The sequence below is a fragment of the Psychrobacillus sp. FSL K6-4615 genome, from assembly GCF_038008225.1.
GTDB lineage: Bacteria > Bacillota > Bacilli > Bacillales_A > Planococcaceae > Psychrobacillus > Psychrobacillus psychrotolerans.
In genome coordinates this window covers 3,479,243-3,501,116 of record NZ_JBBOYQ010000001.1, presented here as the reverse complement: position 1 = coordinate 3,501,116, position 21,874 = coordinate 3,479,243, and the positions used below count along the sequence as shown (strand labels likewise).

Here is a 21,874-nt window from a genome sequence, read left to right as displayed (position 1 = left end):
TTTAACTTTTAGGTTAAGTTAATAAGGGCGCACGGTGAATGCCTTGGCACTAGGAGTCGACGAAGGACGGCACTAACACCGATATGCTTCGGGGAGCTGTAAGTGAGCTTTGATCCGGAGATTTCCGAATGGGGAAACCCACTGTTCGTAATGGAGCAGTACATTTGCGTGAATACATAGCGCATCTGAGACACACCCAGGGAACTGAAACATCTAAGTACCTGGAGGAAGAGAAAGAAAATTCGATTCCCTGAGTAGCGGCGAGCGAAACGGGAATAGCCCAAACCAAAAGGCTTGCCTTTTGGGGTTGTAGGACACTCTACATAGAGTTACAAAGGAATGAGTTAGACGAAGCGATCTGGAAAGGTCCGCAGGATAGGGTAAAAGCCCCGTAGTCTAAAATTCATTCTCTCTTGAGTGTATCCTGAGTACGGCGGAACACGTGAAATTCCGTCGGAATCTGGGAGGACCATCTCCCAAGGCTAAATACTACCTAGTGACCGATAGTGAACCAGTACCGTGAGGGAAAGGTGAAAAGCACCCCGGAAGGGGAGTGAAATAGATCCTGAAACCGTGTGCCTACAAGTAGTTAGAGCCCGTTAATGGGTGATAGCGTGCCTTTTGTAGAATGAACCGGCGAGTTACGATCCCATGCAAGGTTAAGTCGAGAAGACGGAGCCGCAGCGAAAGCGAGTCTGAATAGGGCGAATGAGTATGTGGTCGTAGACCCGAAACCAGGTGATCTACCCATGTCCAGGATGAAGGTAAGGTAACACTTACTGGAGGTCCGAACCCACGCACGTTGAAAAGTGCGGGGATGAGGTGTGGGTAGCGGAGAAATTCCAATCGAACCTGGAGATAGCTGGTTCTCTCCGAAATAGCTTTAGGGCTAGCCTCAAACGTTAGAATCTTGGAGGTAGAGCACTGTTTGGACTAGGGGCCCATCCCGGGTTACCGAATTCAGACAAACTCCGAATGCCAATGATTTATGTTTGGGAGTCAGACTGCGAGTGATAAGATCCGTAGTCAAGAGGGAAACAGCCCAGACCACCAGCTAAGGTCCCAAAGTATTTGTTAAGTGGAAAAGGATGTGGCGTTGCTTAGACAACCAGGATGTTGGCTTAGAAGCAGCCATCATTTAAAGAGTGCGTAATAGCTCACTGGTCGAGTGACGCTGCGCCGAAAATGTATCGGGGCTAAACAAATCACCGAAGCTGTGGATTGATACCTTTGGTATCAGTGGTAGGAGAGCGTTCTAAGGGCGTTGAAGTCAGACCGGAAGGACTGGTGGAGCGCTTAGAAGTGAGAATGCCGGTATGAGTAGCGAAAGACGGGTGAGAATCCCGTCCACCGTATGACTAAGGTTTCCTGAGGAAGGCTCGTCCGCTCAGGGTTAGTCGGGACCTAAGCCGAGGCCGATAGGCGTAGGCGATGGATAACAGGTTGATATTCCTGTACCACCAAACCACCGTTTGAGTAATGGGGGGACGCAGAAGGATAGGGTAAGCATGCTGTTGGTTATGCATGTCCAAGCAGTAAGGTGTGAATGTAGGCAAATCCGCATTCTTTAACATTGAGCTGTGATGGCGAGGACGTATGTCTAGAGTTCCTGATTTCACACTGCCAAGAAAAGCCTCTAGCGAGGTGAAAGGTGCCCGTACCGCAAACCGACACAGGTAGTCGAGGAGAGAATCCTAAGGTGAGCGAGAGAACTCTCGTTAAGGAACTCGGCAAAATGACCCCGTAACTTCGGGAGAAGGGGTGCTCTTTTGGGTTCATAGCCTAGAAGAGCCGCAGTGAATAGGCCCAGGCGACTGTTTAGCAAAAACACAGGTCTATGCAAAACCGTAAGGTGAAGTATATGGGCTGACGCCTGCCCGGTGCTGGAAGGTTAAGAGGAGTGCTTAGCGCAAGCGAAGGTGCGAATTGAAGCCCCAGTAAACGGCGGCCGTAACTATAACGGTCCTAAGGTAGCGAAATTCCTTGTCGGGTAAGTTCCGACCCGCACGAAAGGCGTAACGATCTGGGCACTGTCTCAACGAGAGACTCGGTGAAATTATAGTACCTGTGAAGATGCAGGTTACCCGCGACAGGACGGAAAGACCCCGTGGAGCTTTACTATAGCTTGATATTGAATTTTGGTGCAACTTGTACAGGATAGGCAGGAGCCTTAGAGCCCGGAGCGCCAGCTTCGGAGGAGGCGTCGGTGGGATACTGCCCTGGTTGTATTGAAATTCTAACCCATACCCGTAACCCGGGTAGGAGACAGTGTCAGGCGGGTAGTTTGACTGGGGCGGTCGCCTCCTAAAGTGTAACGGAGGCGCCCAAAGGTTCCCTCAGAATGGTTGGAAATCATTCGAAGAGTGTAAAGGCAGAAGGGAGCTTGACTGCGAGACCTACAAGTCGAGCAGGGTCGAAAGACGGGCTTAGTGATCCGGTGGTTCCGCATGGAAGGGCCATCGCTCAACGGATAAAAGCTACCCCGGGGATAACAGGCTTATCTCCCCCAAGAGTCCACATCGACGGGGAGGTTTGGCACCTCGATGTCGGCTCATCGCATCCTGGGGCTGTAGTCGGTCCCAAGGGTTGGGCTGTTCGCCCATTAAAGCGGTACGCGAGCTGGGTTCAGAACGTCGTGAGACAGTTCGGTCCCTATCCGTCGTGGGCGTAGGAAATTTGAGAGGAGCTGTCCTTAGTACGAGAGGACCGGGATGGACACACCGCTGGTGTACCAGTTGTTCTGCCAAGAGCATCGCTGGGTAGCTATGTGTGGACGGGATAAGTGCTGAAAGCATCTAAGCACGAAGCCCCCCTCAAGATGAGATTTCCCATTACGCAAGTAAGTAAGATCCCTCAAAGACGATGAGGTAGATAGGTTCGGGGTGGAAGCGTGGCGACACGTGCAGCTGACGAATACTAATCGATCGAGGACTTAACCAAATTTTGTTTAACGTAACAATGTCGTTTATCCAGTTTTGAGTGAACAAGCACTCTATTTTACATGAGGGTTTCAAGACACGAGTAATTCGAGGAAACAATTGAGAGAGGAAAGGAACATACTACCGTATGTGACTGACCGAACGAATGAAGTTGACGAAGAAGTACGATGTGTATTGGAAGCCGAAAGAGTCTAGTGATGATGGCGAAGAGGTCACACCCGTTCCCATACCGAACACGGAAGTTAAGCTCTTCAGCGCCGATGGTAGTTGGGGGTCTCCCCCTGTGAGAGTAGGACGTCGCTGGGCATAAAAAAGAAGTCGTTACCGAGTTATATCGGTAACGACTTCTTTGTGTTTACAGAATTAAATAAGCTGCAGGCAGTTATTGAGAAAATAGAGAGGGCTAGAGGTGTAGGTATACGTGAGAAGCGAGCGAGTGTCGCTTACGAAGACTTTAATGCGTGCAAAAAAACGTTATTGGTAGAGTCGGCAACGACTTTTCGTGTTTTTCTTAAGTAGCTATTAGTAAATACAAACGATTAAAATTTATAAATTCCTGTTTTATTAACATAAAAAAAATCTAAATATATGCTAGTCAAAGATATATTTTAGAGCAACATAAGTTGTTGAAATATACTTTTAATACAGGCTTGAAATTTTAAATAGAGTTGCTATAATTATACTTGTACTTTAAAATAATTAAACGTTCCGAAGTAGCTCAGTGGTAGAGCAATCGACTGTTAATCGATTGGTCGTAGGTTCGAGTCCTACCTTCGGAGCCATTTTTTTGTTTTGCTTCCATAGCTCAGTAGGTAGAGTGCTTCCATGGTAAGGAAGAGGTCACCGGTTCAAATCCGGTTGGAAGCTTTCTAATAAACGTTGATATGATGCGATTCTTCACAGTTGTGGAGGGTTGCTTTTTTTATTTTTATCTCTATGAAGTGACCGATGTGTGACCAATTTCGAGAAAACACTAATTTTCATCGTTTTTAGGGTCATTAAATAGCTTATCAAAAGTATTGCTTGCATCCTTATCATCATCTTCATTTATGTGGCTATACATATTCAAAGTCGTCTTAATATCTTTATGGCCAAGTCGCTTCTGAATGACTTTCATATTGACTCCTTCACTCAATAAATAGGATGCTGATGAATGTCGCAAACCATGAAAAGAAACTGCTTTAATTTTTCCTCTCTTAATAAACCGGTCCCAGAACTGAGTCACACTGTCAGGACGATAAGGCTTGCCGTATTCGTTAGAAAATAGAAGGAGTACATCTTTATCCTTCTCATCCTTAAAACCCTCCCATAGGTTCCCCATTTCACTTTTTAGGAGTAGTTGGCCTTCGTAGAACTGTTTTAATCTATCCATTAATGATTTAGGATAAGTAACATAGCGATCATCATCCGTTTTTGTCGATTTTAAACGTAAACCAAGTTTCTTTGAATTTTGCAATGACCGTTTAACGTGTATTTGATTAGTCTCCCAGTTGATAACCTCTGGAGTAAGTGCAAGGACTTCACCTCGTCGCAACCCACCTAATAATGCAAGAGCTGCAATTAGATATTGATGTTCCAAAAGGTTCTCCATCGATTTGAAAAGAGCTGGTATCTCGTTCTTATCAAAGAATTGGTTTGTTTCTACTTTCATTCGCTTATTTTTTGGCTTTTGCACACCATACATAGGATTGTTTCGCTCATCAATTATTTTCCATAGAACAGCATGCTTGAATACAGATTTAAGTAGATTGTATTTTTTCTCTAGATTACTGTTTCCTACTTTTTCCTTCGTAAAGTAGCGAACAATTTGAAAGGTTGTAATTTCTTTCATCCGACTATTGCCAAAATGGTTCATTAAGCTTTTCATTGGATATGAGTAATTTTCACTTGTAGTTGCCTCTAACTCATTATCAGCATAATTCTTTTCCCATCTATATGAAAACTCCTTAAAAGTAGGATTGTCATTATCTAAATGCAAGTTCTCTTTTACTTCATTCTCAAATTCCCTTAGTAATTCGGCTGCCTTCCGCTTACCCGAGCATTCCACGATTTTTGTTTTGCGTATTCTAGTTCCAGAAGCATCGTAACCTAATTCTACATATAAGCGGTATTTTTTATTTGGTACTAATTCTTTAAAAGAGGACATAGGCTCAATCCTTTCTATTTAAGCATAAGCACGAAGTCTGTATATTGATAGATACTAAGAGATACTTCGTTTGTTTCGTAGGTACTGTTCGAACCTTTTTTTTGCGAAGTCATGCTCAACATTAAATATCTTTTGTATCATCCATATTGCTTTTGATTCGGTGTCAGGTAATTTTAATCTTTCTAGCATAAAAGTTGGTATGCACGCATGTAATGCAAAACTCTCCGATTTCCATTCTTGATACTCTTTAAATGGTTTAGGTATTTTGAGTTGATTGCTCGGATGAAATAATGAATGATTTAATTCGTGACAAAAATCTTGCCATTGTTTAGCGTCCGACAAACGTTCGTCTACCATAATTATACTTCCGGTAGTTGCCGAATCATATGGCATATACAAAACAGTCAATCCGAGTCTAGATGCTAAAATTTCAGAATTTAACTGCCTAGGGTGGAAAACTCCGATATTAGTATACAAATTAAAAATATAGTCTTCTAAGTGTGTATAAATGGTTTTCATAGAATCCCTCTTCTCAAACATACGTTCCATTTTTAGTATAAAAGAAAACCTGTCCTAATGAAAGGATAGGTTAAAAATTAAATTATTCTTCACGCACTACTCCTAGAGTTGTTTCTAAGGTAGTTAAAGCAACTACAGCTAACAACATATCAGAATCAGAATAACTAACGTCTGTCTTAACTTCATCTAAACGAGCTGGACTGAAATCTCCATCATTAATAATTTCTTTAGCTTTAGATGCAGCTTCTTCACGCCACATTGCAGCAGATTTCATTTTGGATTTAAACTCAGTTAATTGTTTCTTGTTTTCTTTTGATAATCCTTCATCAGGAATAGATGGAAAAGAAGCTTGAAGAGTTTCATATCTTTGCTCTAGTGTTTTCATATTTTCATAAGCTTTAAAAACATCTACAGATCCATCACCAATACCTTCGAAAGTAGGTACCCAGATTGTAGACCAAGCTTCATCATACATACCCATTTGAGTATCTATTTTAGTTTTAACTTCTTTTAGATAATACTCTTTGTCATCTGCAAGCTTTTTCTCAGCTTTAGCCTTTTTTTCAGCCTCTTCTTTAGCTTTCTTATCAGCTTCTTCTATAGCTTTAGCTTCATCCTCAGCCTTTTTCTCTTCTGGAGTTTGTGTATCTTCAGCAACTTCAGTAGGCTTCGGATCTTCTTCGGTTGTTTCTTCAACAGTTGGGGAAAGAGCTCCACCAATTATCATTAATACAAATGCAGAAACTGTTATGATAATGGCTTTTTTCTTAGGTTTCTTTCTTTTATAAGCAATAAATAACATTATAACTCCGGTCCAGAAAGCAAAAAAACTTAAAGTTATTAAAAATGCACCCATTACAAACCTCCTATATTATAGTAGTTCAAATATATCACGAAAAGCTTTATAATTCTCAGTTATATAAAAAGAGTATTATTTTTTCTTCTTATCTTGTTGCTTCTTCCAAACTTCATAGAATACTTCAAATTGCTCTAAAGCATCCAATATATTTTCTGGTTGATTCTTAAAAGAAAGTTGTTCTCTAGTAACAAAGAAATCTATTACTTCTTTTTGGTAAGTAGATAAATTATTATAATCATTACTCGATATACCTGCTTGTTTATATAAAGGTTCTTTATAATCGGTAATGCCGTGAAGATAGTCGGTCGATACTTCATATTCAATAGCAAATTTAGCAATCAAATCTGGGTCAGGATTAGAAGTGTCTGATTCATACCTAGATAATTGGAAATTAGTAATGCCAAATTTTTTTGCGGCCTCTTTTTGTGACCATCCTAATTTCTCGCGGAGTTTTTTTAATCTGTAACCTAGTGTTTCCAACGTTTTATCCTCCTCATTTACATCCTCATTCTACCATGTTTGCAAAAATAGCAAACATTAATTGCGAAAAACGCTACTAATCTATTGACATTGCAAAAAACGCAATGTATTATATGTTTAAGAGTTGCAAAAAACGCAACGAAAGGCGGTGATGAAATGCAAAAATTAAACTTAGCGAGAATCAAAGAGTTACGAAAAAAACGCAAGTATTCACAGGCAGACATGGCTGAGGTATTGGGTTTAAGTAGTATGTGGATCTATCATAGGAAAGAGCGAGGAGATCAATCATTCACTGCTGAAGAGTTAAATGCTCTTATGAAATTCTTTGAAAAAGATCATGAATATTTTTTTGAAAATGTGGTTGCATAAAATGCAATTACTAATATAAAAGGAGGAAATAACATGAATCAATTAGTAATCATGCAAGATCACCAAGCAGTTACAACTTCTTTGCAAGTTGCAGAGATATTTACAAAAAATCACCAACACGTTTTGAGAGATTTAGATTCTCTTAAAGAGGGTGTCCAAAATTGGACAGACCTATTTTGGGAAGATTCTTATGTACATCCTCAAAATAAACAAACTTACAGAATGATTTACATGAATCGTGATGGATTCACTTTGTTAGCAATGGGATTCACAGGTAAAGAAGCGATTCAGTTCAAACTCAAGTATATTGATGCGTTTAACAAGATGGAAAAAGTAATTCATCAACCAAGAGTGCTCACAGAAAAAGAGCAACTACGAGCTTCGATGAAATTGTCGCTAGATACATCTGAGGAAGTAGAGGTCCTCAAGATAGAAGTAAATGACTTAAAAGAAAAAGTAGAGAACCAAATCACCATTGACCATGGTGAACAACGTAGATTACAAAAAGCAGTTGCTATAAAAGTTTACGAGATTGAAAGTATTGCAGAATTTAGACCAAAAATGTTCGGTGAAATCTACCGAGAGATTAAAGATAGATTCGGAGTTGCTTCATACAAAGACGTTAAGAGGAAGGATTTACAAGCGGCAATTAGATATGTAGAAGCTTGGATTCCAAAACGTGCAGCGTGAATGAGGGGGCTGTCAAAAGACAGCCGAAAGGAGGAGCTAGCTTGAGAAAAGTACGAGGAGTCAAAGCCTTGTCGGAGTATCTAAAGTCAATCAACTGTGATATGTCGGAAACAACTATTTATCGTTTGCTTAAAACAAAAAGTGTTCCTTGTAGACGACTATCACCAGGTATTTTAATTTTCGATTTAGATGTAATTGATCGTTGGCTTTTAATTGATGACAATGAACAATCTGTTTCGTTCTAACCTAATTTCATTCTAAATCATGTGACCGTATCAAAAAAGAGCCAGTCAGATACAAAAAAAGGGAGAAGTGAGAGAAATGATTAAAAGTGCCGCAAATATGGGACAAGCCATTACGAGATTAATGGAAACGGAAGAGTTGAATGGAGACCAACTAGCATTTGATTTGAATATTAGTAGACAACTAGGAAGTCATATGAAGAATGACAGACGGAAGATGCAGCAAGAGATTGCTCTATCAGCAATGGAAACTTACGACAATCCAGAATTTATTGCTGACGTCCTTCATGAATTTAGTGAAGGTTATACATCTCCTGTTTTTAGAGGGTCAAATATTGAACAACATCGGTTATCAATTGAATCACATACTCTAAGAGAGCTCAAAGAAGCTATTCAAAAGATTGAAGAGGTTTGTTTAGCAAAGCCACCTGGTGCCATTACCAAAGAGGAACGGCAAGAAATCAAATGTTTAATGGAAGAGTTACTAGATGGTAAAGCATTTATAAATAATCTACTTATCCAACTGCAAAAAGATTACCGGATATCTATAAAGGATTGTATCAGAGGTTTATTACCGCGATGGACAGCGAAAGGATGGTTAGCATGAACCAAAATTTATTCAAAAAAGAAGATTACCACGCAGCAGTTAGAGAACACGCTAGCATTTTAGATTGCGGAAAAGCTATCGAAGATTGTGTTAAAACAGGTGATTTGAAAGAAGCTCTAATGTTTGTTCAGGACATTAATAATTCGCTAGAAACATTAAAGAGATTAGCAGAAAAGAAGATTGCTGAAGACAATATAAAAACTTTGTTAGAACAGTTAGTTGCAGCAGGAGTTAATGTAATGGCGGTGAGACGACATGTTTAGTAGTCCAGAAGGTGTAATGGTGTATGTGGTTACGATAGCAGCATCGATTTATGTAGGAGTGCTTTGGAGAGAGTTTACAGGCACAAAAAAAGCTGACTAACTCGGACAAGTTAATCAGCAGTAGATCTTATATCTAATGTGATTATATCACATTGTTAATTAAAAAACATTGAATATAAGTTGCAATAAAATGACGAAAGGAAGTGTGAGAATGAAGCCGTTAATTTCAGCTCAAGAGTTATTCGAAATGGAACAGCGAACAAAAACATTGAAAGCCATTATACCTAATGCAATTGAAGAGTATGCAGTTCAAGCGAGGCTGAAGCGCGAAAAATTTAACGCATTAACTTATGAAGGATTTACACAAGAACAAGCTATGCAAATTATTGTTGCAAACAAGGAAAAGATCACTTTATAAAAAAAACGACGGAGCTTATGGCTCCTGTCAAGAAGTCTAGGATTTCCCCCTTTGCTTTCCTAGACTTCTTGATGGGATTCAACCCACAGGAAGAGGTGAGATGTTTGAAAGAAGCTAAATCCAATTATTGTGGCGAGTGTCACAGGGATTTTAAGCCTGGTGAAATTGTCCACTACGCTTGGATTGAAAATCGTTCGTTTTGTGGTAAATGCCAATTGAAATTACAGGTTGTAATTAGAGATTGGGAGCCAAGGCAAGTGCCTATTAAGGAGGTGGAGACATGTTAGAAAATCCAATGGTATCTAATTATGGATTCGAAGAGCTAAGAGCTCCTAGAAAGGTTGGGTGCTGCAACTATCGACATTGCAAAGAAGATATCTACGAAGGTGAAGGATTTGAATGGGATGGTTACTTGTATTGTTCAACAGAGCATATGGGTGAACACATTGTAGAAGAAAACTTAGCAGTGGATTTAAGTGCATAAAAAAATCCGCTATGTGGAGTAGCGGATCAAGGTTTCACGAATTACTATGTACACACATTATATCGTGAGACCTTGAAAATATCAAGAGGAGGGCTAAATGTGGAAATCGATTTAAAGTCACAGTTCTTTAGTTTGAGTCGTTTTGCAAGAAAAAATAACATGAGCAAAGTGGATTTAGACATTCTCAATATCGCATTAGCAGTAGAGTGCCAACGTTTAGTAATTACTAATGAAATTGACCGCTTGCCATCCTTAATGGAACAGTACCAGGACATTGAAAACCAAATACAAAATGAAAATGGAGTGAAAATAGCATGAGCGAATTATCAATGCAATTTCAACAAAATCAACAAGGTGGGGTAGTTGGACAAGCTACAGCATCTCGTGAAATGGAAGAGGTAAAGGGAGCTATTTTCCTTGCTAAACAATTCCCTAGAAATATCTTTCAAGCGGAACAAAGAATACTAGATTCGTGTAAACGGGCATCACTAGCCGAAGTTGCTATGTACCAATATCCAAGAGGAGGAACAAAGGTTAGTGGTCCTTCAATTCGATTAGCAGAAGTATTAGCACAAAACTGGGGAAATCTTTCGTTTGGAGTAAAGGAACTTGAACAACGTGAAGGTGAATCGGTAGCGATGGCTTATGCATGGGACCTTGAAACGAATGTAAGGCAAGAAAAAGTATTTACGGTGAAGCATAGCAGACAGGCAAGAGGTGGTTTGCAGCAACTTACGGATCCTAGAGATATTTACGAAATGGTTGCAAGTAGTGGTGCTCGTCGTGTTCGTGCTTGTGTACTAGGAATTATACCTGGGGACATCGTAGATAAAGCCGTAGCTGAATGTGAGCAAACACTTAAAGGAAACAACAAAGGACCTCTAAAGGACCGTATCTCCAATGCTTTAAAGGCATTCAAGGAACAGCATAGAGTTACTCAGGAAATGGTAGAAGCTAAATTTGGATATAACGCTGAATCATTTACAGAATACGACTATTTAGAGCTAATTAAGATTTTCAACTCTGTTAAAGATGGCATGAGCAAAGTAGAGGATTGGTTCGACAAAGATGCTGGGAAGAAGAAGTCTAGTGATCTTGGCGAAGCATTCACAAAGGAAAGTAGTAAGGAGGCTGCAGTAGATGGTAGCACAACCGAAGCAGGAGAAACTACAACTGAACAGTCAGAACTACCACAGTAATGAAGCTAACAAAGAGTACTTTTCAGTTTCACAGTTCAAAAACATGTTGGACTGTGAAGCAAGAGCAATAGCTGAGGTGAAGGGCGAATATATTCGTCCTCCTTCTACAGCATTAGTAGTCGGTTCTTATACACATGCAGCATTTGAGAGTGACGAAGAATTTATAAAGTTCCAAGAAGAGAGTCATGATTCAATATTCAAAAGTCGTGGTGGTAAGTACGCTGAATTTGTTCAAGCAGACATGATGATTGAAACGATTAAGAATGATCCATTTGCAATGTTTGCTATGGAAGGTGAGAAAGAGCAAATTTTCACTGCAGATCTGTTCGGAGCTACATGGAAAATCAAAGTGGATTCCATCAATTATCAACGTAAAACATTTAGCGATTTAAAGACTACTCAGAGCCTTGCTAATCGTTACTGGTCGGATAAGTACCATAAGTATGTTTCGTTCGTACAAGCCTATGATTATGTACTACAAATGGCTATCTATCGTGAAGTAATAGCAAAACACACAGGAGAGCATTTCAATCCATATATTGTGGCAGTAACAAAAGAAACACCTCCAGATAAAGCGGTATTACATTTTGATGCTTCTCGATTTGACTTTGAATTAGAATACACAGCAAATATGATGGAGCGTTTCGTTCGTGTAAAAAGTGGTGCTGAAAAGCCTATAAGATGTGACAAATGCGCTTATTGCAGACAGACAAAGCAATTAAATAACACGTTTGAGATTGAATACTTACTAGATTAGCAGTATGGAGGGGTTCTCCCCTCTAATTACAACAGAAATGAGGTATCCAAATGGCAAAGTACAGACAGGTACACACAACATTTTGGGATGACGGCTTTGTATTGGATCTAACACCGGAAGAAAAATATTTCTATCTATATTTAATGACTAATGGCAATACAACGCAATGTGGAATCTATGAACTACCTTATAGAGTGATAGAAATGCATACAGGTTACAACAGAGAAACAGTCCTTAAATTACTTCAACGGTTTGTCGAATACAAAAAAATCACATATAACGAAGCAACTAAAGAAATCATGATACACAATTGGTCACGTTATAACTACATTAATTCACCGAAAGTAAAAAAATGTATTGAAAAAGAGCTTGAATCGGTGAAATACAAGACTTTTGTTAAAGAATATGCTGATTCATTAATACGGTATGGATACGGTATCGAAGGGCTATCCATAGACCTGGGGGAAGAAGAAGAACAAGAAGAAGAACAAGAAGAAGAAAGAGAAGAAGAACAAGAAGAGAAAGTTGGTCAGTCTGTCAGTTCTACTTCTGATTTTGCTAGATTAGTAAATTTCACGAATAACAACATTCAACCAGTTGCTCAAGCAATCGGTGAAAGACTCGGAATGTTATTAGACGATTACAAAGATGCTGATCTAATCATTGAAGCACTGAGAGAAGCAATCATGAAGCCAGATGTTAAAAACAAATATAACTATGCAGAAGGTATCTTGCGCAACTGGAAAAACGAAATGATCACTAACCTTGAACAACTAAATGCGAAACGCACAAGGGAGGCTACTCAACATGGAAGCAATGGCAGCAGTCATGCAAAAACTTCAGGAACGAGTATCGATGATGTCTACAAGCAGCTCGAACGAGACAAGCGAGCATGGGGAGACTAAGTGTCCGAAGTGCAGCGGGACAGAAGTGGTGTTCAGCCATAAGAAAAAGGTTGTCACAGGCGATTATGAGCTTGAATACGACATTCATAAGCCTTGCGATTGCAGAGAACTAAAGACATGGGGCAGACGTTTCAAGAATGCTCTGATTCCAGAAGAATTTGTACATGCGAATCTAGAAAACTATGAGATTAATAATAAGAACCAGCGTGAAATGTTTGATCTAACAGCTAAGTATTTAGAAAGTTTCCCAGTTGATCGTGAAGAGCTGAAAGAAAAAGGTGCTAAGAACCTTGGTTTTACCGCAACTATTGGTGAACAAAGGATTCGAGCTCTAAGACCTGAAGATCGTTCAGAAATTAAACATAAGCACAATAACTTTGGGATTGGGAAAACACATCTCCAAATTGCCATAGCAAAACAGTTAATCAAACAAGGATTCAACGTATTCATCGTGTCAGATGTAACATTCATGGACGAGATGATGAATGCCAAACGAATGAATGATGATGGAGAGACCTATAACAAGATGCTCAGTAGCGTGCTAAAGGCTGATGTTTTGGTTTGGGATGACATTGGTAAAGCAAAGCATACAGAGGCAAAAGAGGGTCTCTATTACACGATTGTAAATGAACGTTATAAACGTAAGCAGCCAATCATCTTTAACACGAATGAGGATAAAAGCACCCTTGCAGATCGTATAGGTTATGCAGCCAATAGTAGATTACTAGAACGTGGCCAAGGTGAGTATTACGTGATTGAAACAGAAGGAATTGACTGGAGGCTGAAAAAGTAATGAGAGAGATTAAATTTCGTGCTTGGTTTGCTAAAGAAAAAGCAATGGTTCAAGTTGACAATTTAGAACTGCTTGGAAGATCAGGGCATGCAGAGGTATCAGCAAAACACGATTTTGAAAAAGGTGGATGGTATTCACCTTTAAAAGAATCTACAAATAGAAAGACCGTAGTAGACGGCTCAAAAAACCAGGTTCCACGTGTTGTTTTAATGCAATATACAGGGCTAAAGGACGAAAATGGAACAGAAATATATGAGGGCGATATTGTACACTTTGTAGATTTCGATAATACTGGTGGACTTCGTGGTGATAGAGAGCACACAGGAATCGTCAAATATCAAAGTGGAATTTATGAGATATGGAAAAATAACGATTCGGAGTATTACGGTTCGGATGGTGCATTTATTCTAAATCATGCTTGGTTGCAAGATGATGAATTTGAGGTTATCGGAAACATCTACGAAAACCCTGAGCTACTGGAGGTTGAAGCCAATGCCTAAATGGATACCAGGACAAGGCTTCCACCTTGTCCAACCAACTGGACCTATCGACCATGAAGCGAATCGAAAACGAATGGATCTCCTTGAGGAACGTTTGCAAGCTGCAGAGATACGTTTCGGGATGAGAGAGGGGAAATCGGCGTGAGAAGAGAGGTTAAGTTTCGAGGCAGAAGAATAAATGGTGACGAATGGGTATACGGTTTTCCTCATGTAATTGATACCGTCGGTGAAGGATATACAGGTCGAGGTATTCAAACTCAATCTAATAATAACAGACCATTTTCATATCAAATTGACAAAGAAACATTAAGTGAGTTCACAGGCTTAAAAGACAAAAACGGCATGGAAATTTATGAGGGGGATATTTTAGCTTTTGAAGAAGATAAATTTCTTTGGTTAGTCGAATATGATTTATGCTGTTTTGTTGCAAATGGCGGTGAATTCAATCAAAAAGAGGAATTGATTGAGTTTTACGACTGGAAAAATGAAAAGCTTGATATTGTCATTGTCGGCAACATATACGAGCATCCTCACTTGCTGGAGGTGTCTTCATGAAACCAGTTGCAGCATGCGAAAACAACCAATGTGAAAAGGCTATTCATAAAGGCGACCAGGTATGGCATAAGGGCTCTGAAATGTATTGCTCAGAAATATGTCTATTTCAATCGTTCGGACACGTTAAACAAACGATTTTGCGTGAAAAACATATTGTTGGAGGTGCGAGATGAATCTAGCGAAGTTATTTGAGACTCAAAGATTACTTGATGAACACATCTTAGACGAACACCCTGAGTTGAAAGGTCAGAATAATCTGGATTGGAAAATCCTCGCTTTGCAAGTAGAACTAGGCGAGTGTGCGAATCAGTGGAGAGGTTTTAAGAAGTGGAGTAATGACCAAGAGTCACGAACTTCTGTAAGATGTCCAAGATGTAGTGGTGAAGGGACATATGCAGCTCATTACATTGGTGGTTATAACCAAGTGGACTGTAGTATTTGTAACGCTACAGGTTCTGTGAGAAATCCACTACTTGAAGAATACGTAGACTGCTTACATTTCATCTTGTCGATTGGATTGGAATGTGACTTTGATAAACGAGAGTTAAATCACATCCACGAACATAACTTCTCAGTTTACAAGGAACGAACAATTCTAATTCAATTTGAATGGATATTCTTAACTATTTCTGACTTTACCTCTGAGAATGATTTATCAAGTTACGAGGAACTGTTTTTATATTTCGTGGGTTTAGGTATTCATTTAGGATTTGAAATTGAACAAATTGAACAAGCCTATTACGAAAAGAACAAAATTAATCATAAACGACAAGAGAGTGGATATTGATGAGAAATATCCTTTTCGAAATACCTGGCGAGCCAGTAGCACAAGGGAGACCAAGAGCAGGGAAATCATGGGGCGGTAAAACCGTCCTTTATGATCCTACCAAATCTCGAGACTTTAAACAGTATGTGAGATTAGTAGGCAGTCAACACGCTCCAAGAGAGCTCATAACAGGTCCGATTGACTTAGCGGTAGATATTTATAGGGCAACTCCTAAGAAGTATCAGACGAAGCCAAAACAGGCTCTTATTGAGAAGGGTGAGCTTCGTCCGACTACTAAACCCGATATCGATAATTACGTTAAAGGTGTGAAGGATGGATTGAACAAGGTTATCTGGCAGGACGATAGCCAAGTTGTTAATTTGACCGTTCGTAAGTTTTATAGCATGCAACCGAGGGTTGTTGTGAGGGTGGCTTATTGATAAGTCGCAGTAGACTCATAATGCGTAGTAAGGAGTTGAGAAAATGAAGGCTTGGCATGTGCAAGATATTAATGGTGACAATCAAGAAATTATCTTTGCAGAAAAGAGAAGTTTAGCTATTTCTAAGAGTGAAGCAAGAGGTTGGAATGATTACATTGACGTTAGAGCAAAACGAGCAAAGTATTGTGACGACTTAGAAAAAGAGCCTAATGAAATTATTCAAGCACAACTTGATAATGGTTGGTGGATGGAGTGTCATGATGATAGATGTGCTAAACAAATAACAATTGATGATGAACACACCATAGTTGATGGAAAGATTTACTGTGAAATATGTAGCAAAAATTAATGTGACAGTACGACCAATAGGTGAAGGAGAGATTATAAATGAAGGTCAGAAAAGAATACCGAGTATGCGATAGATGCGAAGATAAAATAAATGAACGTTGGTACAGATTAGCTAACATAACAAGGTTTAAAAGAAGGTTGGTTGTAGAAGGCCATGTACTCGATAGAGAGTTTGACTTATGTGGGAAATGTACTGAAAAGTTCGACCGCTTCATGAAAGTCTCTCTTGACGATAACAAACCAACAGAATACGAAGAGTATCTTCAAAAGTAGGACAACATAGTTCGACCAAAAAGCGACGTAGGAAAGGAGCACAAGCATGAGGAAAATACGCGAGAGTTCATTGTTTAGTGTAGAGGAACAAAAAATCATGCGTAAACATGGCATTACTTTAGAAATGGCTAGAGTACGTCACAAAAAGCTAGGCTATCCCAAAGAATTAGCGATTACAAAGCCTGTTAGAAAGTGGGTGGAGAGAGTATGACGATGACTGATGATTTCACAAGTAAACAAGAATCTCAGTTTTTGAAAATGATCACATCTAATTTGGTCCCAGTGGAAATTATCAAAGAAAAGAAGGGTGTTGCGACACTGATTAAGTGTAATGGACAGCAATATGTTGTGCAGCACCCATCACATATGAGAAACGATCAGAATTTGAAACGGAAAGCGAAGTGAAAGAATGATAAACCGCGTCGTATTAGTTGGGAGATTAACAAAGGATCCTGAGCTTCGTTATACTCCTTCAGGTGTAGCGATGGCTCGTTTTACTTTAGCAGTTAACAGAACATTCAAAGATGCAAGTGGTGAGCAACAAGCCGATTTTATAAATATCATCGTCTGGAGAAAGCAAGCCGAGAATACGGCAAACTTCTTGAAAAAAGGAAGTTTAGCAGGAGTAGAAGGTCGTATTCAGACAGGGAGCTATGAAGGGCAAGATGGAAAACGTGTATATACGACAGACGTTGTTGCAGATAGCGTTCAATTCCTTGAACCGAAGAATGGACAGGCTAACCAAAACAATGGGACTACAGGGCTACCTAACAACCATCAGAGAAGCCGTTCAGAATATCAGCAATCACAAACAGATCCATTTACTAATAACGATGGACCAATAGAAGTGCAAGATGATGATCTTCCCTTCTAAGTGAGGTGACAACATGAATTACTTTTTATTTGAAGACGAAAAGCACAAGGTGAACATGGTTTTTGAAGAAAGAGAATAAGAAGCTTTCGTGTGGTATTGGAAAGAAGGATATGGGATTGAGCGTATTTCCGAGGAAATGAAGAGAAAACCAGTAGAAATTGCTCTCCTAGTATTAGACAGAGCCGAGATAGGAAAAATCAAGCCACGGGAAAAAGGGATATTCGGGTAGGGGGTTTGGTGAAAATGGAAGATTTGAATATAAACCCTAGTACAATGAAACTAGAAGTTGATATAATGGAACTACCTACAAGTTGTGTAATTGTTATCTGCGATGGTAAAGCAAAACTCAGAGAACTTCCGACACATGGGGAATATAAGATTGTGACGCATCAAGGGAAAGTGAAGAGGATGCGTATCGAGCAAGGGGAAGAGTTTTGAAGTGAAATACAACTTTTATTTCTATTTTAGTATTTTCTCAATGTTATTCATTTTTATATTAATCTTCTTTTTTTATGAAATGGAATATGAAATGACAAATTTCATGGATATTAAAACAATACTTACCGTATTGGGAACAGTTTTTGGTGCATACTTTGGCGCAAAAACTGCAGGTAAGTTTGCAATTGCTTCAGTTGAAAAACAGATTGAAAGTAATAATGCTATGGAGATGGAGAAAAGGGTTAAAACGGTTAGAATCATTAGGTCTGAATTATATGTTTTTAAAACATATTTAGAAAGGTTTCTTAAGTTGAAAAAAGAAGACACCTCTCTAAGTACATTGTTTTATCTTTCTCAAAACGTTTTGAAACCACGTGGAATTAAGCTTGAAAATACGTTAGAAAAAGTTGATTGGATGTATATTCCTGAAAAAGAATTTATGCTGATGATAATTACAAAAGAATTAGTTGATAACATTTTGTACGATTTAAATAATATAAATTTAAAGACACAATTAGAAAATAAAGAAGAAACTTTTTTAGAGTTATGGAAAACAAGTGAAAGATGGTATTCAGAACTAGAAGAATTCAATAAAATCTATTTACAATTAGAGTTATATAATTAGTCCACCCAGCCAACTGGAGGACAACACATGAACGGCATTATGCTGATTCATTTGTTGTCCTCTTTTTTATTTTATCTAAAGGAGATGCTTACGTGGAAATTAATCAAGAAACACAGGACAAATTACAAGCAATAGCAAAGTCACTTGCAAAAGTCTTTAATGAAATATTTGAATACGTGAAACAGTTTGCTGAATGGATCAAAAACAATTGGAGTTGGCTTAAAGAAAAGTGTGTAGAGCTTTATCAGCTAGAAGAGAAGAAGCAAAAGGCAACAAAGAATCAACATCATTTGAATTTTTCTCGGAAGAAAATAACGCACCAAGTAATAGATCGTAGACCAAAACAAATGATTCGCAAGATTATTCACTGAGGGGTGAAGGGAATGAGAACGATTCAAACAGAGTTTATCGAAAAAGGGCTAAAACAAGTCGATAGAGACGTTTTGAAGAATGAACGAGCAAATATAAGCAACAACCAAAAAGAAACGTTCTCTCGTAGAGAATTGGAAGATTTGATGGGTTGTAATCGTCCGACATACCGACGTGTTGGTGGAGCTGTTAGAAATAAACGATAGGAGTGGTGAAAATGTTCAAAACCGGGACTTCAATAGCATCAATTATTGCAGATTATCAAATGATGAAAACAGAGATAGCTAGATTAGAACAGATTTTGTACGGATTTAAAATTCCTATGGATAACTGGGGAGTCGCTCAATATGGTTTAGATGCAGCAATGCCAAAAGGATCTTCAGGTAAAAGTGAATCTGAATTAAAAAAGATGGATGTTAGAGAACGAAAGCAATTAGAGCGACTTTCTTACATGAGATTCTGCGTACACATTTTAGAAAGCTTCACGAATACATTTTCAGATTTAAGAACAAACATTATTTATGATCACATACTAGATGGATGGACTTATCGACAAATAGCAAGTGAGTTAGGTGTAGGAGTTACCTACGTAAAAGAGCGCAAGCATCAAATCATTGATATCATTGTTAGCGCACGAAACGCACAGAACGCACAAAACGACCACTATTTGCCAAAAGAAAAATCTGCGGTGTAAACTGGAAGGAGGGCCGGCTAGGTAGGTCCCCCGGGCGAAAAATAGTTTTCGTTTAACATCTTACGATGCTTTGTAGGAGGATTTTCACTCTCTTTGACGAATATTGTCAGTGGGAGGTGATAAAATGAATTATAAAGTAGCAATAACTGTTGGTGAAACAGGAACTTCAACACAAGAGGTTTCAGATGTTTCAAATATACAGTTTTATGAGGAAGCATACTATTTCTACAATGAAGCAAATGACATACTTTTCATTGCTCCTAAAAAGTCAGTAGCGTTTATTAAAAAAACATAATTTCTACATAAAGTCACATCCATTGGGGTGTGACTTTTTCTATGTCCAAAAAGCAAATAGCATGAATGAGGTGATGATATGAAAGTAGAACTGGATGAGTTTAAGGCAAAGAAAAACGGAATTACTACTCCGAAAGCTCTTGTAAACAATTTATTGAATCACATATGTACATCTCAAGACATTGATGTAGTCATTTACATTACTCGCAACAACGATGGAGAGATTGAAATTGGTTACAGTGAAGGACAACAATCTGAAATAGTCGGGTTGTTAGAAACCGGAAAAACTTTAACTATTAACGATATTTTAGACCAATAAATAAAGCGATTAGCATAATGGGGTGATGCCATTGATTGAACAGAAATTAACGATTAAGCAACAATCGTTTGCAGATAACTATATTAAATACGGGAATGCTACTGAAGCTTACTTGAAGGCGTATACCAACGTTAAAAAAGAAGCTACGGCAAGAGCGGCAGGAAGTAGAATGTTAGCAAATGTTAACGTATCTGAGTATATAGCCCAACGAATGGAAGAATTAAAGACTGAACGTGTTGCTGATCAACAAGAAATACTAGAAACATTAACTGCTGTATTACGTGGTGAAGTGAATGGGGCTACCTTAATCGGTATGGGTATGGGAGAGCAAGATATATCTGAGGATATGAAGCCTTCTGTAGCTGAAAAGATTAAAGCAGCTGAACTACTAGGTAAACGTTATGCGATGTGGACGGATAAACAACAAATAGATGGCTTAGTTCCAGTAACGATTGTGAATGATTTAGATGACTAACGTAAGCTTAAAGAAGGTTGTTGGTGGAGGATACAAAGATTACTGGAATTACAAAGGACGCTACCGAGTGGTCAAAGGTGGACGTGGTTCTAAAAAATCTACAACTACTGCATTAAACTTTATAACTCGCTTGATGGAACATCCTACGGCGAATCTATTAGTTGTACGTAAGGTATTCAAAGATCATAAAGATTCTACCTACGCTCAGTTAAAGTGGGCGATTAATCAGTTAGAAGTCACTCATCTATGGGATGCTAAGCTAAGCCCATTAGAAATCATCTACAAACCGACTGGACAGAAGATAATGTTTCGTGGTTTGGATAGTCCAATGAGTGTTACGTCCATCGTAGTTGAAAAAGGTTACTTAGCGTGGGCGTGGTTTGAAGAAGCATTCCAAGTAGTAAATGAAGATGATTTCAACAAAATAGATATGTCTATCCGTGGTAACACTGGTGGACTATTCAAACAAATAACGCTAACTTTTAACCCGTGGTCAGATAAACATTGGTTGAAGAAGCGTTTTTTTGATGTTGAAAATCCGAACGTACTAGCAAAAACCACTAATTATCTATGCAATGAATTCCTAGATCAATCGGATATCGAATTATTCGAATGGATGAAGAAACATTCTCCTAGACGGTACAAAATTGAGGGTCTTGGTGAGTGGGGTATTGCAGAAGGTGGAATTTTCGAGAACTGGAGAGAATTTGCTTTTGATAAATCAGAAATCGCTAAACGTGAAGGGATTAAAGCAGTATTTGGAATGGACTTTGGATATACAAATGACCCTTCTACTTTGTCTTGTGCACTTGTAGATGTTAAAAATCGAGAACTGTTTTTGTTTGATGAGATGTATGAGAAAGCATTGCTGAATGATGAGATAGCGAAGAAGGTTATCGGCAAAGGATATGCAAAAGAATTAATCATTGCTGATTCATCTGAGCCTAAGTCAATTGTTGATTTAAGGAGATATGGGTTACGAAGGGTTAAAGCAGCTGATAAAGGTCCAGATAGCATAAAAGTTGGTATTCAATTCATTCAACAATTCACTATCTATGTTCATCCTAGCTGTTCGAATTTCAGTATAGAGCTAGCCAACTATGTTTGGGATAAAAACAAAGAAGGCAAGCCGATTAATAAACCAATTGATGAATATAACCATTTACTTGATGCACTTAGATATAGCTTAGAGCCAATTAGAAAACGAACTAGAAAAGCAGGATAAACAGGAGGT

The 21,874-nt window shown here is 38.8% G+C and carries 36 protein-coding genes, 2 tRNA genes and 2 rRNA genes; 36 read left to right on the top strand and 4 right to left on the bottom strand.

Features of this window, described 5'->3' with window-relative positions:
• Positions 1–11 precede the first annotated feature (11 nt).
• From MKX53_RS17690 to MKX53_RS17675, 4 genes are all read left to right on the top strand, one after another.
• Positions 12–2,940 (top strand): 23S ribosomal RNA (locus MKX53_RS17690).
• Positions 2,941–3,129: 189 nt separating this feature from the next.
• Positions 3,130–3,245 (top strand): 5S ribosomal RNA (rrf, locus tag MKX53_RS17685).
• Between the two features lie 401 nt (positions 3,246–3,646).
• Positions 3,647–3,721: transfer RNA gene (locus MKX53_RS17680), tRNA-Asn, on the top strand.
• Positions 3,722–3,733: 12 nt separating this feature from the next.
• Positions 3,734–3,806: transfer RNA gene (locus tag MKX53_RS17675), tRNA-Thr, on the top strand.
• Positions 3,807–3,912: 106 nt separating this feature from the next.
• On the opposite strand, the gene MKX53_RS17670 is transcribed toward MKX53_RS17675, so the two are convergent.
• The 4 genes from MKX53_RS17670 to MKX53_RS17655 form a co-directional block, all read right to left on the bottom strand.
• Positions 3,913–5,085 (bottom strand): tyrosine-type recombinase/integrase, encoded by a 1,173-nt coding sequence (locus MKX53_RS17670; protein ID WP_340912998.1) that lies wholly within the window; start codon positions 5,083–5,085, stop codon positions 3,913–3,915.
• 54 nt (positions 5,086–5,139) lie between these two features.
• A complete protein-coding gene (locus MKX53_RS17665) occupies positions 5,140–5,604 on the bottom strand; it encodes an ImmA/IrrE family metallo-endopeptidase (RefSeq protein WP_340912995.1) in 465 nt (154 codons plus the stop codon).
• Positions 5,605–5,686: 82 nt separating this feature from the next.
• Positions 5,687–6,460 (bottom strand): hypothetical protein, encoded by a 774-nt coding sequence (locus MKX53_RS17660; protein ID WP_340912993.1) that lies wholly within the window; start codon positions 6,458–6,460, stop codon positions 5,687–5,689.
• A 75-nt stretch (positions 6,461–6,535) separates the two neighbouring features.
• Positions 6,536–6,943 carry a helix-turn-helix domain-containing protein gene (locus MKX53_RS17655; RefSeq protein ID WP_340912991.1) on the bottom strand — a complete coding sequence of 136 codons (408 nt, stop codon included), beginning with the start codon at positions 6,941–6,943 and terminating at the stop codon, positions 6,536–6,538.
• Between the two features lie 156 nt (positions 6,944–7,099).
• Here MKX53_RS17655 and MKX53_RS17650 point away from each other — a divergent pair, with 156 nt between their 5' ends.
• The 32 genes from MKX53_RS17650 to MKX53_RS17495 all read left to right on the top strand — a co-directional run bounded on the left by MKX53_RS17650 (position 7,100) and on the right by MKX53_RS17495 (position 21,865).
• A complete protein-coding gene (locus MKX53_RS17650) occupies positions 7,100–7,312 on the top strand; it encodes a helix-turn-helix transcriptional regulator (RefSeq protein ID WP_340912989.1) in 213 nt (70 codons plus the stop codon).
• A gap of 33 nt (positions 7,313–7,345) precedes the next feature.
• Positions 7,346–8,002, top strand: a complete 657-nt coding sequence (locus MKX53_RS17645; protein ID WP_340912986.1) for a Rha family transcriptional regulator — start codon at positions 7,346–7,348, stop codon at positions 8,000–8,002.
• A 41-nt stretch (positions 8,003–8,043) separates the two neighbouring features.
• Positions 8,044–8,247 carry a hypothetical protein gene (locus MKX53_RS17640; RefSeq protein WP_340912984.1) on the top strand — a complete coding sequence of 68 codons (204 nt, stop codon included), beginning with the start codon at positions 8,044–8,046 and terminating at the stop codon, positions 8,245–8,247.
• A gap of 76 nt (positions 8,248–8,323) precedes the next feature.
• Positions 8,324–8,851, top strand: a complete 528-nt coding sequence (locus MKX53_RS17635; RefSeq protein ID WP_340912982.1) for an XRE family transcriptional regulator — start codon at positions 8,324–8,326, stop codon at positions 8,849–8,851.
• Positions 8,848–9,114: a hypothetical protein gene (locus MKX53_RS17630; protein ID WP_340912980.1), complete on the top strand. Its 267-nt coding sequence runs from the start codon at positions 8,848–8,850 to the stop codon at positions 9,112–9,114. Before MKX53_RS17635 ends, MKX53_RS17630 begins: the two co-directional genes overlap by 4 nt.
• Positions 9,115–9,325: 211 nt before the next feature.
• Positions 9,326–9,532, top strand: a complete 207-nt coding sequence (locus MKX53_RS17625; RefSeq protein WP_340912979.1) for a hypothetical protein — start codon at positions 9,326–9,328, stop codon at positions 9,530–9,532.
• A gap of 280 nt (positions 9,533–9,812) precedes the next feature.
• Entirely contained in the window at positions 9,813–10,016 is a 204-nt protein-coding gene (locus tag MKX53_RS17620) for a hypothetical protein (protein WP_340912977.1), read from the top strand.
• Positions 10,017–10,115: 99 nt separating this feature from the next.
• Positions 10,116–10,334 (top strand): hypothetical protein, encoded by a 219-nt coding sequence (locus MKX53_RS17615; protein WP_340912975.1) that lies wholly within the window; start codon positions 10,116–10,118, stop codon positions 10,332–10,334.
• Positions 10,331–11,215: a hypothetical protein gene (locus tag MKX53_RS17610; protein ID WP_340912971.1), complete on the top strand. Its 885-nt coding sequence runs from the start codon at positions 10,331–10,333 to the stop codon at positions 11,213–11,215. Before MKX53_RS17615 ends, MKX53_RS17610 begins: the two co-directional genes overlap by 4 nt.
• A complete protein-coding gene (locus MKX53_RS17605) occupies positions 11,157–11,972 on the top strand; it encodes a PD-(D/E)XK nuclease-like domain-containing protein (RefSeq protein WP_340912969.1) in 816 nt (271 codons plus the stop codon). Before MKX53_RS17610 ends, MKX53_RS17605 begins: the two co-directional genes overlap by 59 nt.
• A gap of 50 nt (positions 11,973–12,022) precedes the next feature.
• Entirely contained in the window at positions 12,023–12,877 is an 855-nt protein-coding gene (locus MKX53_RS17600) for a DnaD domain protein (protein ID WP_340912967.1), read from the top strand.
• The gene (locus tag MKX53_RS17595; RefSeq protein WP_340912964.1) at positions 12,780–13,670 is read left to right on the top strand and encodes an ATP-binding protein; all 891 of its coding nucleotides are present in this window, start codon (positions 12,780–12,782) and stop codon (positions 13,668–13,670) included. Before MKX53_RS17600 ends, MKX53_RS17595 begins: the two co-directional genes overlap by 98 nt.
• Positions 13,670–14,170, top strand: a complete 501-nt coding sequence (locus tag MKX53_RS17590) for a YopX family protein (RefSeq protein ID WP_340912962.1) — start codon at positions 13,670–13,672, stop codon at positions 14,168–14,170. The genes MKX53_RS17595 and MKX53_RS17590 overlap by 1 nt, the downstream gene beginning before the upstream one ends.
• Positions 14,163–14,315, top strand: a complete 153-nt coding sequence (locus MKX53_RS17585; protein ID WP_340912959.1) for a hypothetical protein — start codon at positions 14,163–14,165, stop codon at positions 14,313–14,315. Before MKX53_RS17590 ends, MKX53_RS17585 begins: the two co-directional genes overlap by 8 nt.
• Positions 14,312–14,725 carry a YopX family protein gene (locus MKX53_RS17580; RefSeq protein WP_340912957.1) on the top strand — a complete coding sequence of 138 codons (414 nt, stop codon included), beginning with the start codon at positions 14,312–14,314 and terminating at the stop codon, positions 14,723–14,725. Before MKX53_RS17585 ends, MKX53_RS17580 begins: the two co-directional genes overlap by 4 nt.
• The gene (locus MKX53_RS17575) at positions 14,722–14,898 is read left to right on the top strand and encodes a hypothetical protein (RefSeq protein ID WP_340912955.1); all 177 of its coding nucleotides are present in this window, start codon (positions 14,722–14,724) and stop codon (positions 14,896–14,898) included. Before MKX53_RS17580 ends, MKX53_RS17575 begins: the two co-directional genes overlap by 4 nt.
• A complete protein-coding gene (locus MKX53_RS17570; RefSeq protein ID WP_340912953.1) occupies positions 14,895–15,512 on the top strand; it encodes a dUTP diphosphatase in 618 nt (205 codons plus the stop codon). The genes MKX53_RS17575 and MKX53_RS17570 overlap by 4 nt, the downstream gene beginning before the upstream one ends.
• The gene (locus MKX53_RS17565; RefSeq protein ID WP_340913393.1) at positions 15,512–15,931 is read left to right on the top strand and encodes a RusA family crossover junction endodeoxyribonuclease; all 420 of its coding nucleotides are present in this window, start codon (positions 15,512–15,514) and stop codon (positions 15,929–15,931) included. Before MKX53_RS17570 ends, MKX53_RS17565 begins: the two co-directional genes overlap by 1 nt.
• A 43-nt stretch (positions 15,932–15,974) precedes the next feature.
• On the top strand, positions 15,975–16,280 hold the full coding sequence (locus MKX53_RS17560; RefSeq protein ID WP_340912950.1) for a hypothetical protein: 306 nt from the start codon (positions 15,975–15,977) through the stop codon (positions 16,278–16,280).
• A 38-nt stretch (positions 16,281–16,318) separates the two neighbouring features.
• Complete coding sequence (locus MKX53_RS17555; RefSeq protein ID WP_340912949.1) at positions 16,319–16,552, top strand: hypothetical protein; 234 nt, start codon at positions 16,319–16,321, stop codon at positions 16,550–16,552.
• A gap of 46 nt (positions 16,553–16,598) precedes the next feature.
• Entirely contained in the window at positions 16,599–16,763 is a 165-nt protein-coding gene (locus MKX53_RS17550; RefSeq protein WP_340912947.1) for a hypothetical protein, read from the top strand.
• Entirely contained in the window at positions 16,760–16,957 is a 198-nt protein-coding gene (locus MKX53_RS17545; RefSeq protein WP_340912945.1) for a hypothetical protein, read from the top strand. Before MKX53_RS17550 ends, MKX53_RS17545 begins: the two co-directional genes overlap by 4 nt.
• Before the next feature lie 4 nt (positions 16,958–16,961).
• Positions 16,962–17,426: a single-stranded DNA-binding protein gene (ssb, locus tag MKX53_RS17540; protein ID WP_340912944.1), complete on the top strand. Its 465-nt coding sequence runs from the start codon at positions 16,962–16,964 to the stop codon at positions 17,424–17,426.
• 243 nt (positions 17,427–17,669) lie between these two features.
• Complete coding sequence (locus MKX53_RS17535) at positions 17,670–17,864, top strand: XtrA/YqaO family protein (protein ID WP_445678273.1); 195 nt, start codon at positions 17,670–17,672, stop codon at positions 17,862–17,864.
• Positions 17,865–17,955: 91 nt separating this feature from the next.
• Positions 17,956–18,489 (top strand): hypothetical protein, encoded by a 534-nt coding sequence (locus MKX53_RS17530; RefSeq protein ID WP_340912942.1) that lies wholly within the window; start codon positions 17,956–17,958, stop codon positions 18,487–18,489.
• Positions 18,490–18,581: 92 nt separating this feature from the next.
• Positions 18,582–18,860, top strand: a complete 279-nt coding sequence (locus MKX53_RS17525) for a hypothetical protein (RefSeq protein ID WP_340912940.1) — start codon at positions 18,582–18,584, stop codon at positions 18,858–18,860.
• 12 nt (positions 18,861–18,872) lie between these two features.
• Complete coding sequence (locus tag MKX53_RS17520) at positions 18,873–19,064, top strand: hypothetical protein (RefSeq protein WP_340912939.1); 192 nt, start codon at positions 18,873–18,875, stop codon at positions 19,062–19,064.
• An 11-nt stretch (positions 19,065–19,075) separates the two neighbouring features.
• Positions 19,076–19,552 (top strand): sigma-70 family RNA polymerase sigma factor, encoded by a 477-nt coding sequence (locus MKX53_RS17515; protein WP_340912937.1) that lies wholly within the window; start codon positions 19,076–19,078, stop codon positions 19,550–19,552.
• Between the two features lie 124 nt (positions 19,553–19,676).
• Positions 19,677–19,847: a hypothetical protein gene (locus MKX53_RS17510; protein ID WP_340912936.1), complete on the top strand. Its 171-nt coding sequence runs from the start codon at positions 19,677–19,679 to the stop codon at positions 19,845–19,847.
• Positions 19,848–19,925: 78 nt separating this feature from the next.
• The gene (locus MKX53_RS17505) at positions 19,926–20,165 is read left to right on the top strand and encodes a hypothetical protein (RefSeq protein WP_340912934.1); all 240 of its coding nucleotides are present in this window, start codon (positions 19,926–19,928) and stop codon (positions 20,163–20,165) included.
• Between the two features lie 25 nt (positions 20,166–20,190).
• Positions 20,191–20,640: a terminase small subunit gene (locus tag MKX53_RS17500; protein WP_445678272.1), complete on the top strand. Its 450-nt coding sequence runs from the start codon at positions 20,191–20,193 to the stop codon at positions 20,638–20,640.
• Complete coding sequence (locus MKX53_RS17495) at positions 20,633–21,865, top strand: PBSX family phage terminase large subunit (RefSeq protein ID WP_340912932.1); 1,233 nt, start codon at positions 20,633–20,635, stop codon at positions 21,863–21,865. Before MKX53_RS17500 ends, MKX53_RS17495 begins: the two co-directional genes overlap by 8 nt.
• Positions 21,866–21,874 lie beyond the last annotated feature (9 nt).

Bases quoted from the DNA above. Each gene is read 5' to 3' on its own strand.
- MKX53_RS17670 (WP_340912998.1), bottom strand. From the start codon at position 5,085: ATGTCCTCTTTTAAAGAATTAGTACCAAATAAAAAATACCGCTTATAT.
- MKX53_RS17665 (WP_340912995.1), bottom strand. From the start codon at position 5,604: ATGAAAACCATTTATACACACTTAGAAGACTATATTTTTAATTTGTAT.
- MKX53_RS17660 (WP_340912993.1), bottom strand. From the start codon at position 6,460: ATGGGTGCATTTTTAATAACTTTAAGTTTTTTTGCTTTCTGGACCGGA.
- MKX53_RS17650 (WP_340912989.1), top strand. From the start codon at position 7,100: ATGCAAAAATTAAACTTAGCGAGAATCAAAGAGTTACGAAAAAAACGC.
- MKX53_RS17645 (WP_340912986.1), top strand. From the start codon at position 7,346: ATGAATCAATTAGTAATCATGCAAGATCACCAAGCAGTTACAACTTCT.
- MKX53_RS17635 (WP_340912982.1), top strand. From the start codon at position 8,324: ATGATTAAAAGTGCCGCAAATATGGGACAAGCCATTACGAGATTAATG.
- MKX53_RS17630 (WP_340912980.1), top strand. From the start codon at position 8,848: ATGAACCAAAATTTATTCAAAAAAGAAGATTACCACGCAGCAGTTAGA.
- MKX53_RS17625 (WP_340912979.1), top strand. From the start codon at position 9,326: ATGAAGCCGTTAATTTCAGCTCAAGAGTTATTCGAAATGGAACAGCGA.
- MKX53_RS17620 (WP_340912977.1), top strand. From the start codon at position 9,813: ATGTTAGAAAATCCAATGGTATCTAATTATGGATTCGAAGAGCTAAGA.
- MKX53_RS17610 (WP_340912971.1), top strand. From the start codon at position 10,331: ATGAGCGAATTATCAATGCAATTTCAACAAAATCAACAAGGTGGGGTA.
- MKX53_RS17605 (WP_340912969.1), top strand. From the start codon at position 11,157: ATGGTAGCACAACCGAAGCAGGAGAAACTACAACTGAACAGTCAGAAC.
- MKX53_RS17600 (WP_340912967.1), top strand. From the start codon at position 12,023: ATGGCAAAGTACAGACAGGTACACACAACATTTTGGGATGACGGCTTT.
- MKX53_RS17595 (WP_340912964.1), top strand. From the start codon at position 12,780: ATGGAAGCAATGGCAGCAGTCATGCAAAAACTTCAGGAACGAGTATCG.
- MKX53_RS17590 (WP_340912962.1), top strand. From the start codon at position 13,670: ATGAGAGAGATTAAATTTCGTGCTTGGTTTGCTAAAGAAAAAGCAATG.
- MKX53_RS17585 (WP_340912959.1), top strand. From the start codon at position 14,163: ATGCCTAAATGGATACCAGGACAAGGCTTCCACCTTGTCCAACCAACT.
- MKX53_RS17575 (WP_340912955.1), top strand. From the start codon at position 14,722: ATGAAACCAGTTGCAGCATGCGAAAACAACCAATGTGAAAAGGCTATT.
- MKX53_RS17570 (WP_340912953.1), top strand. From the start codon at position 14,895: ATGAATCTAGCGAAGTTATTTGAGACTCAAAGATTACTTGATGAACAC.
- MKX53_RS17565 (WP_340913393.1), top strand. From the start codon at position 15,512: ATGAGAAATATCCTTTTCGAAATACCTGGCGAGCCAGTAGCACAAGGG.
- MKX53_RS17560 (WP_340912950.1), top strand. From the start codon at position 15,975: ATGAAGGCTTGGCATGTGCAAGATATTAATGGTGACAATCAAGAAATT.
- MKX53_RS17555 (WP_340912949.1), top strand. From the start codon at position 16,319: ATGAAGGTCAGAAAAGAATACCGAGTATGCGATAGATGCGAAGATAAA.
- MKX53_RS17550 (WP_340912947.1), top strand. From the start codon at position 16,599: ATGAGGAAAATACGCGAGAGTTCATTGTTTAGTGTAGAGGAACAAAAA.
- MKX53_RS17545 (WP_340912945.1), top strand. From the start codon at position 16,760: ATGACGATGACTGATGATTTCACAAGTAAACAAGAATCTCAGTTTTTG.
- ssb (WP_340912944.1), top strand. From the start codon at position 16,962: ATGATAAACCGCGTCGTATTAGTTGGGAGATTAACAAAGGATCCTGAG.
- MKX53_RS17535 (WP_445678273.1), top strand. From the start codon at position 17,670: ATGGAAGATTTGAATATAAACCCTAGTACAATGAAACTAGAAGTTGAT.
- MKX53_RS17530 (WP_340912942.1), top strand. From the start codon at position 17,956: ATGACAAATTTCATGGATATTAAAACAATACTTACCGTATTGGGAACA.
- MKX53_RS17520 (WP_340912939.1), top strand. From the start codon at position 18,873: ATGAGAACGATTCAAACAGAGTTTATCGAAAAAGGGCTAAAACAAGTC.
- MKX53_RS17515 (WP_340912937.1), top strand. From the start codon at position 19,076: ATGTTCAAAACCGGGACTTCAATAGCATCAATTATTGCAGATTATCAA.
- MKX53_RS17510 (WP_340912936.1), top strand. From the start codon at position 19,677: ATGAATTATAAAGTAGCAATAACTGTTGGTGAAACAGGAACTTCAACA.
- MKX53_RS17505 (WP_340912934.1), top strand. From the start codon at position 19,926: ATGAAAGTAGAACTGGATGAGTTTAAGGCAAAGAAAAACGGAATTACT.
- MKX53_RS17500 (WP_445678272.1), top strand. From the start codon at position 20,191: ATGCCATTGATTGAACAGAAATTAACGATTAAGCAACAATCGTTTGCA.
- MKX53_RS17495 (WP_340912932.1), top strand. From the start codon at position 20,633: ATGACTAACGTAAGCTTAAAGAAGGTTGTTGGTGGAGGATACAAAGAT.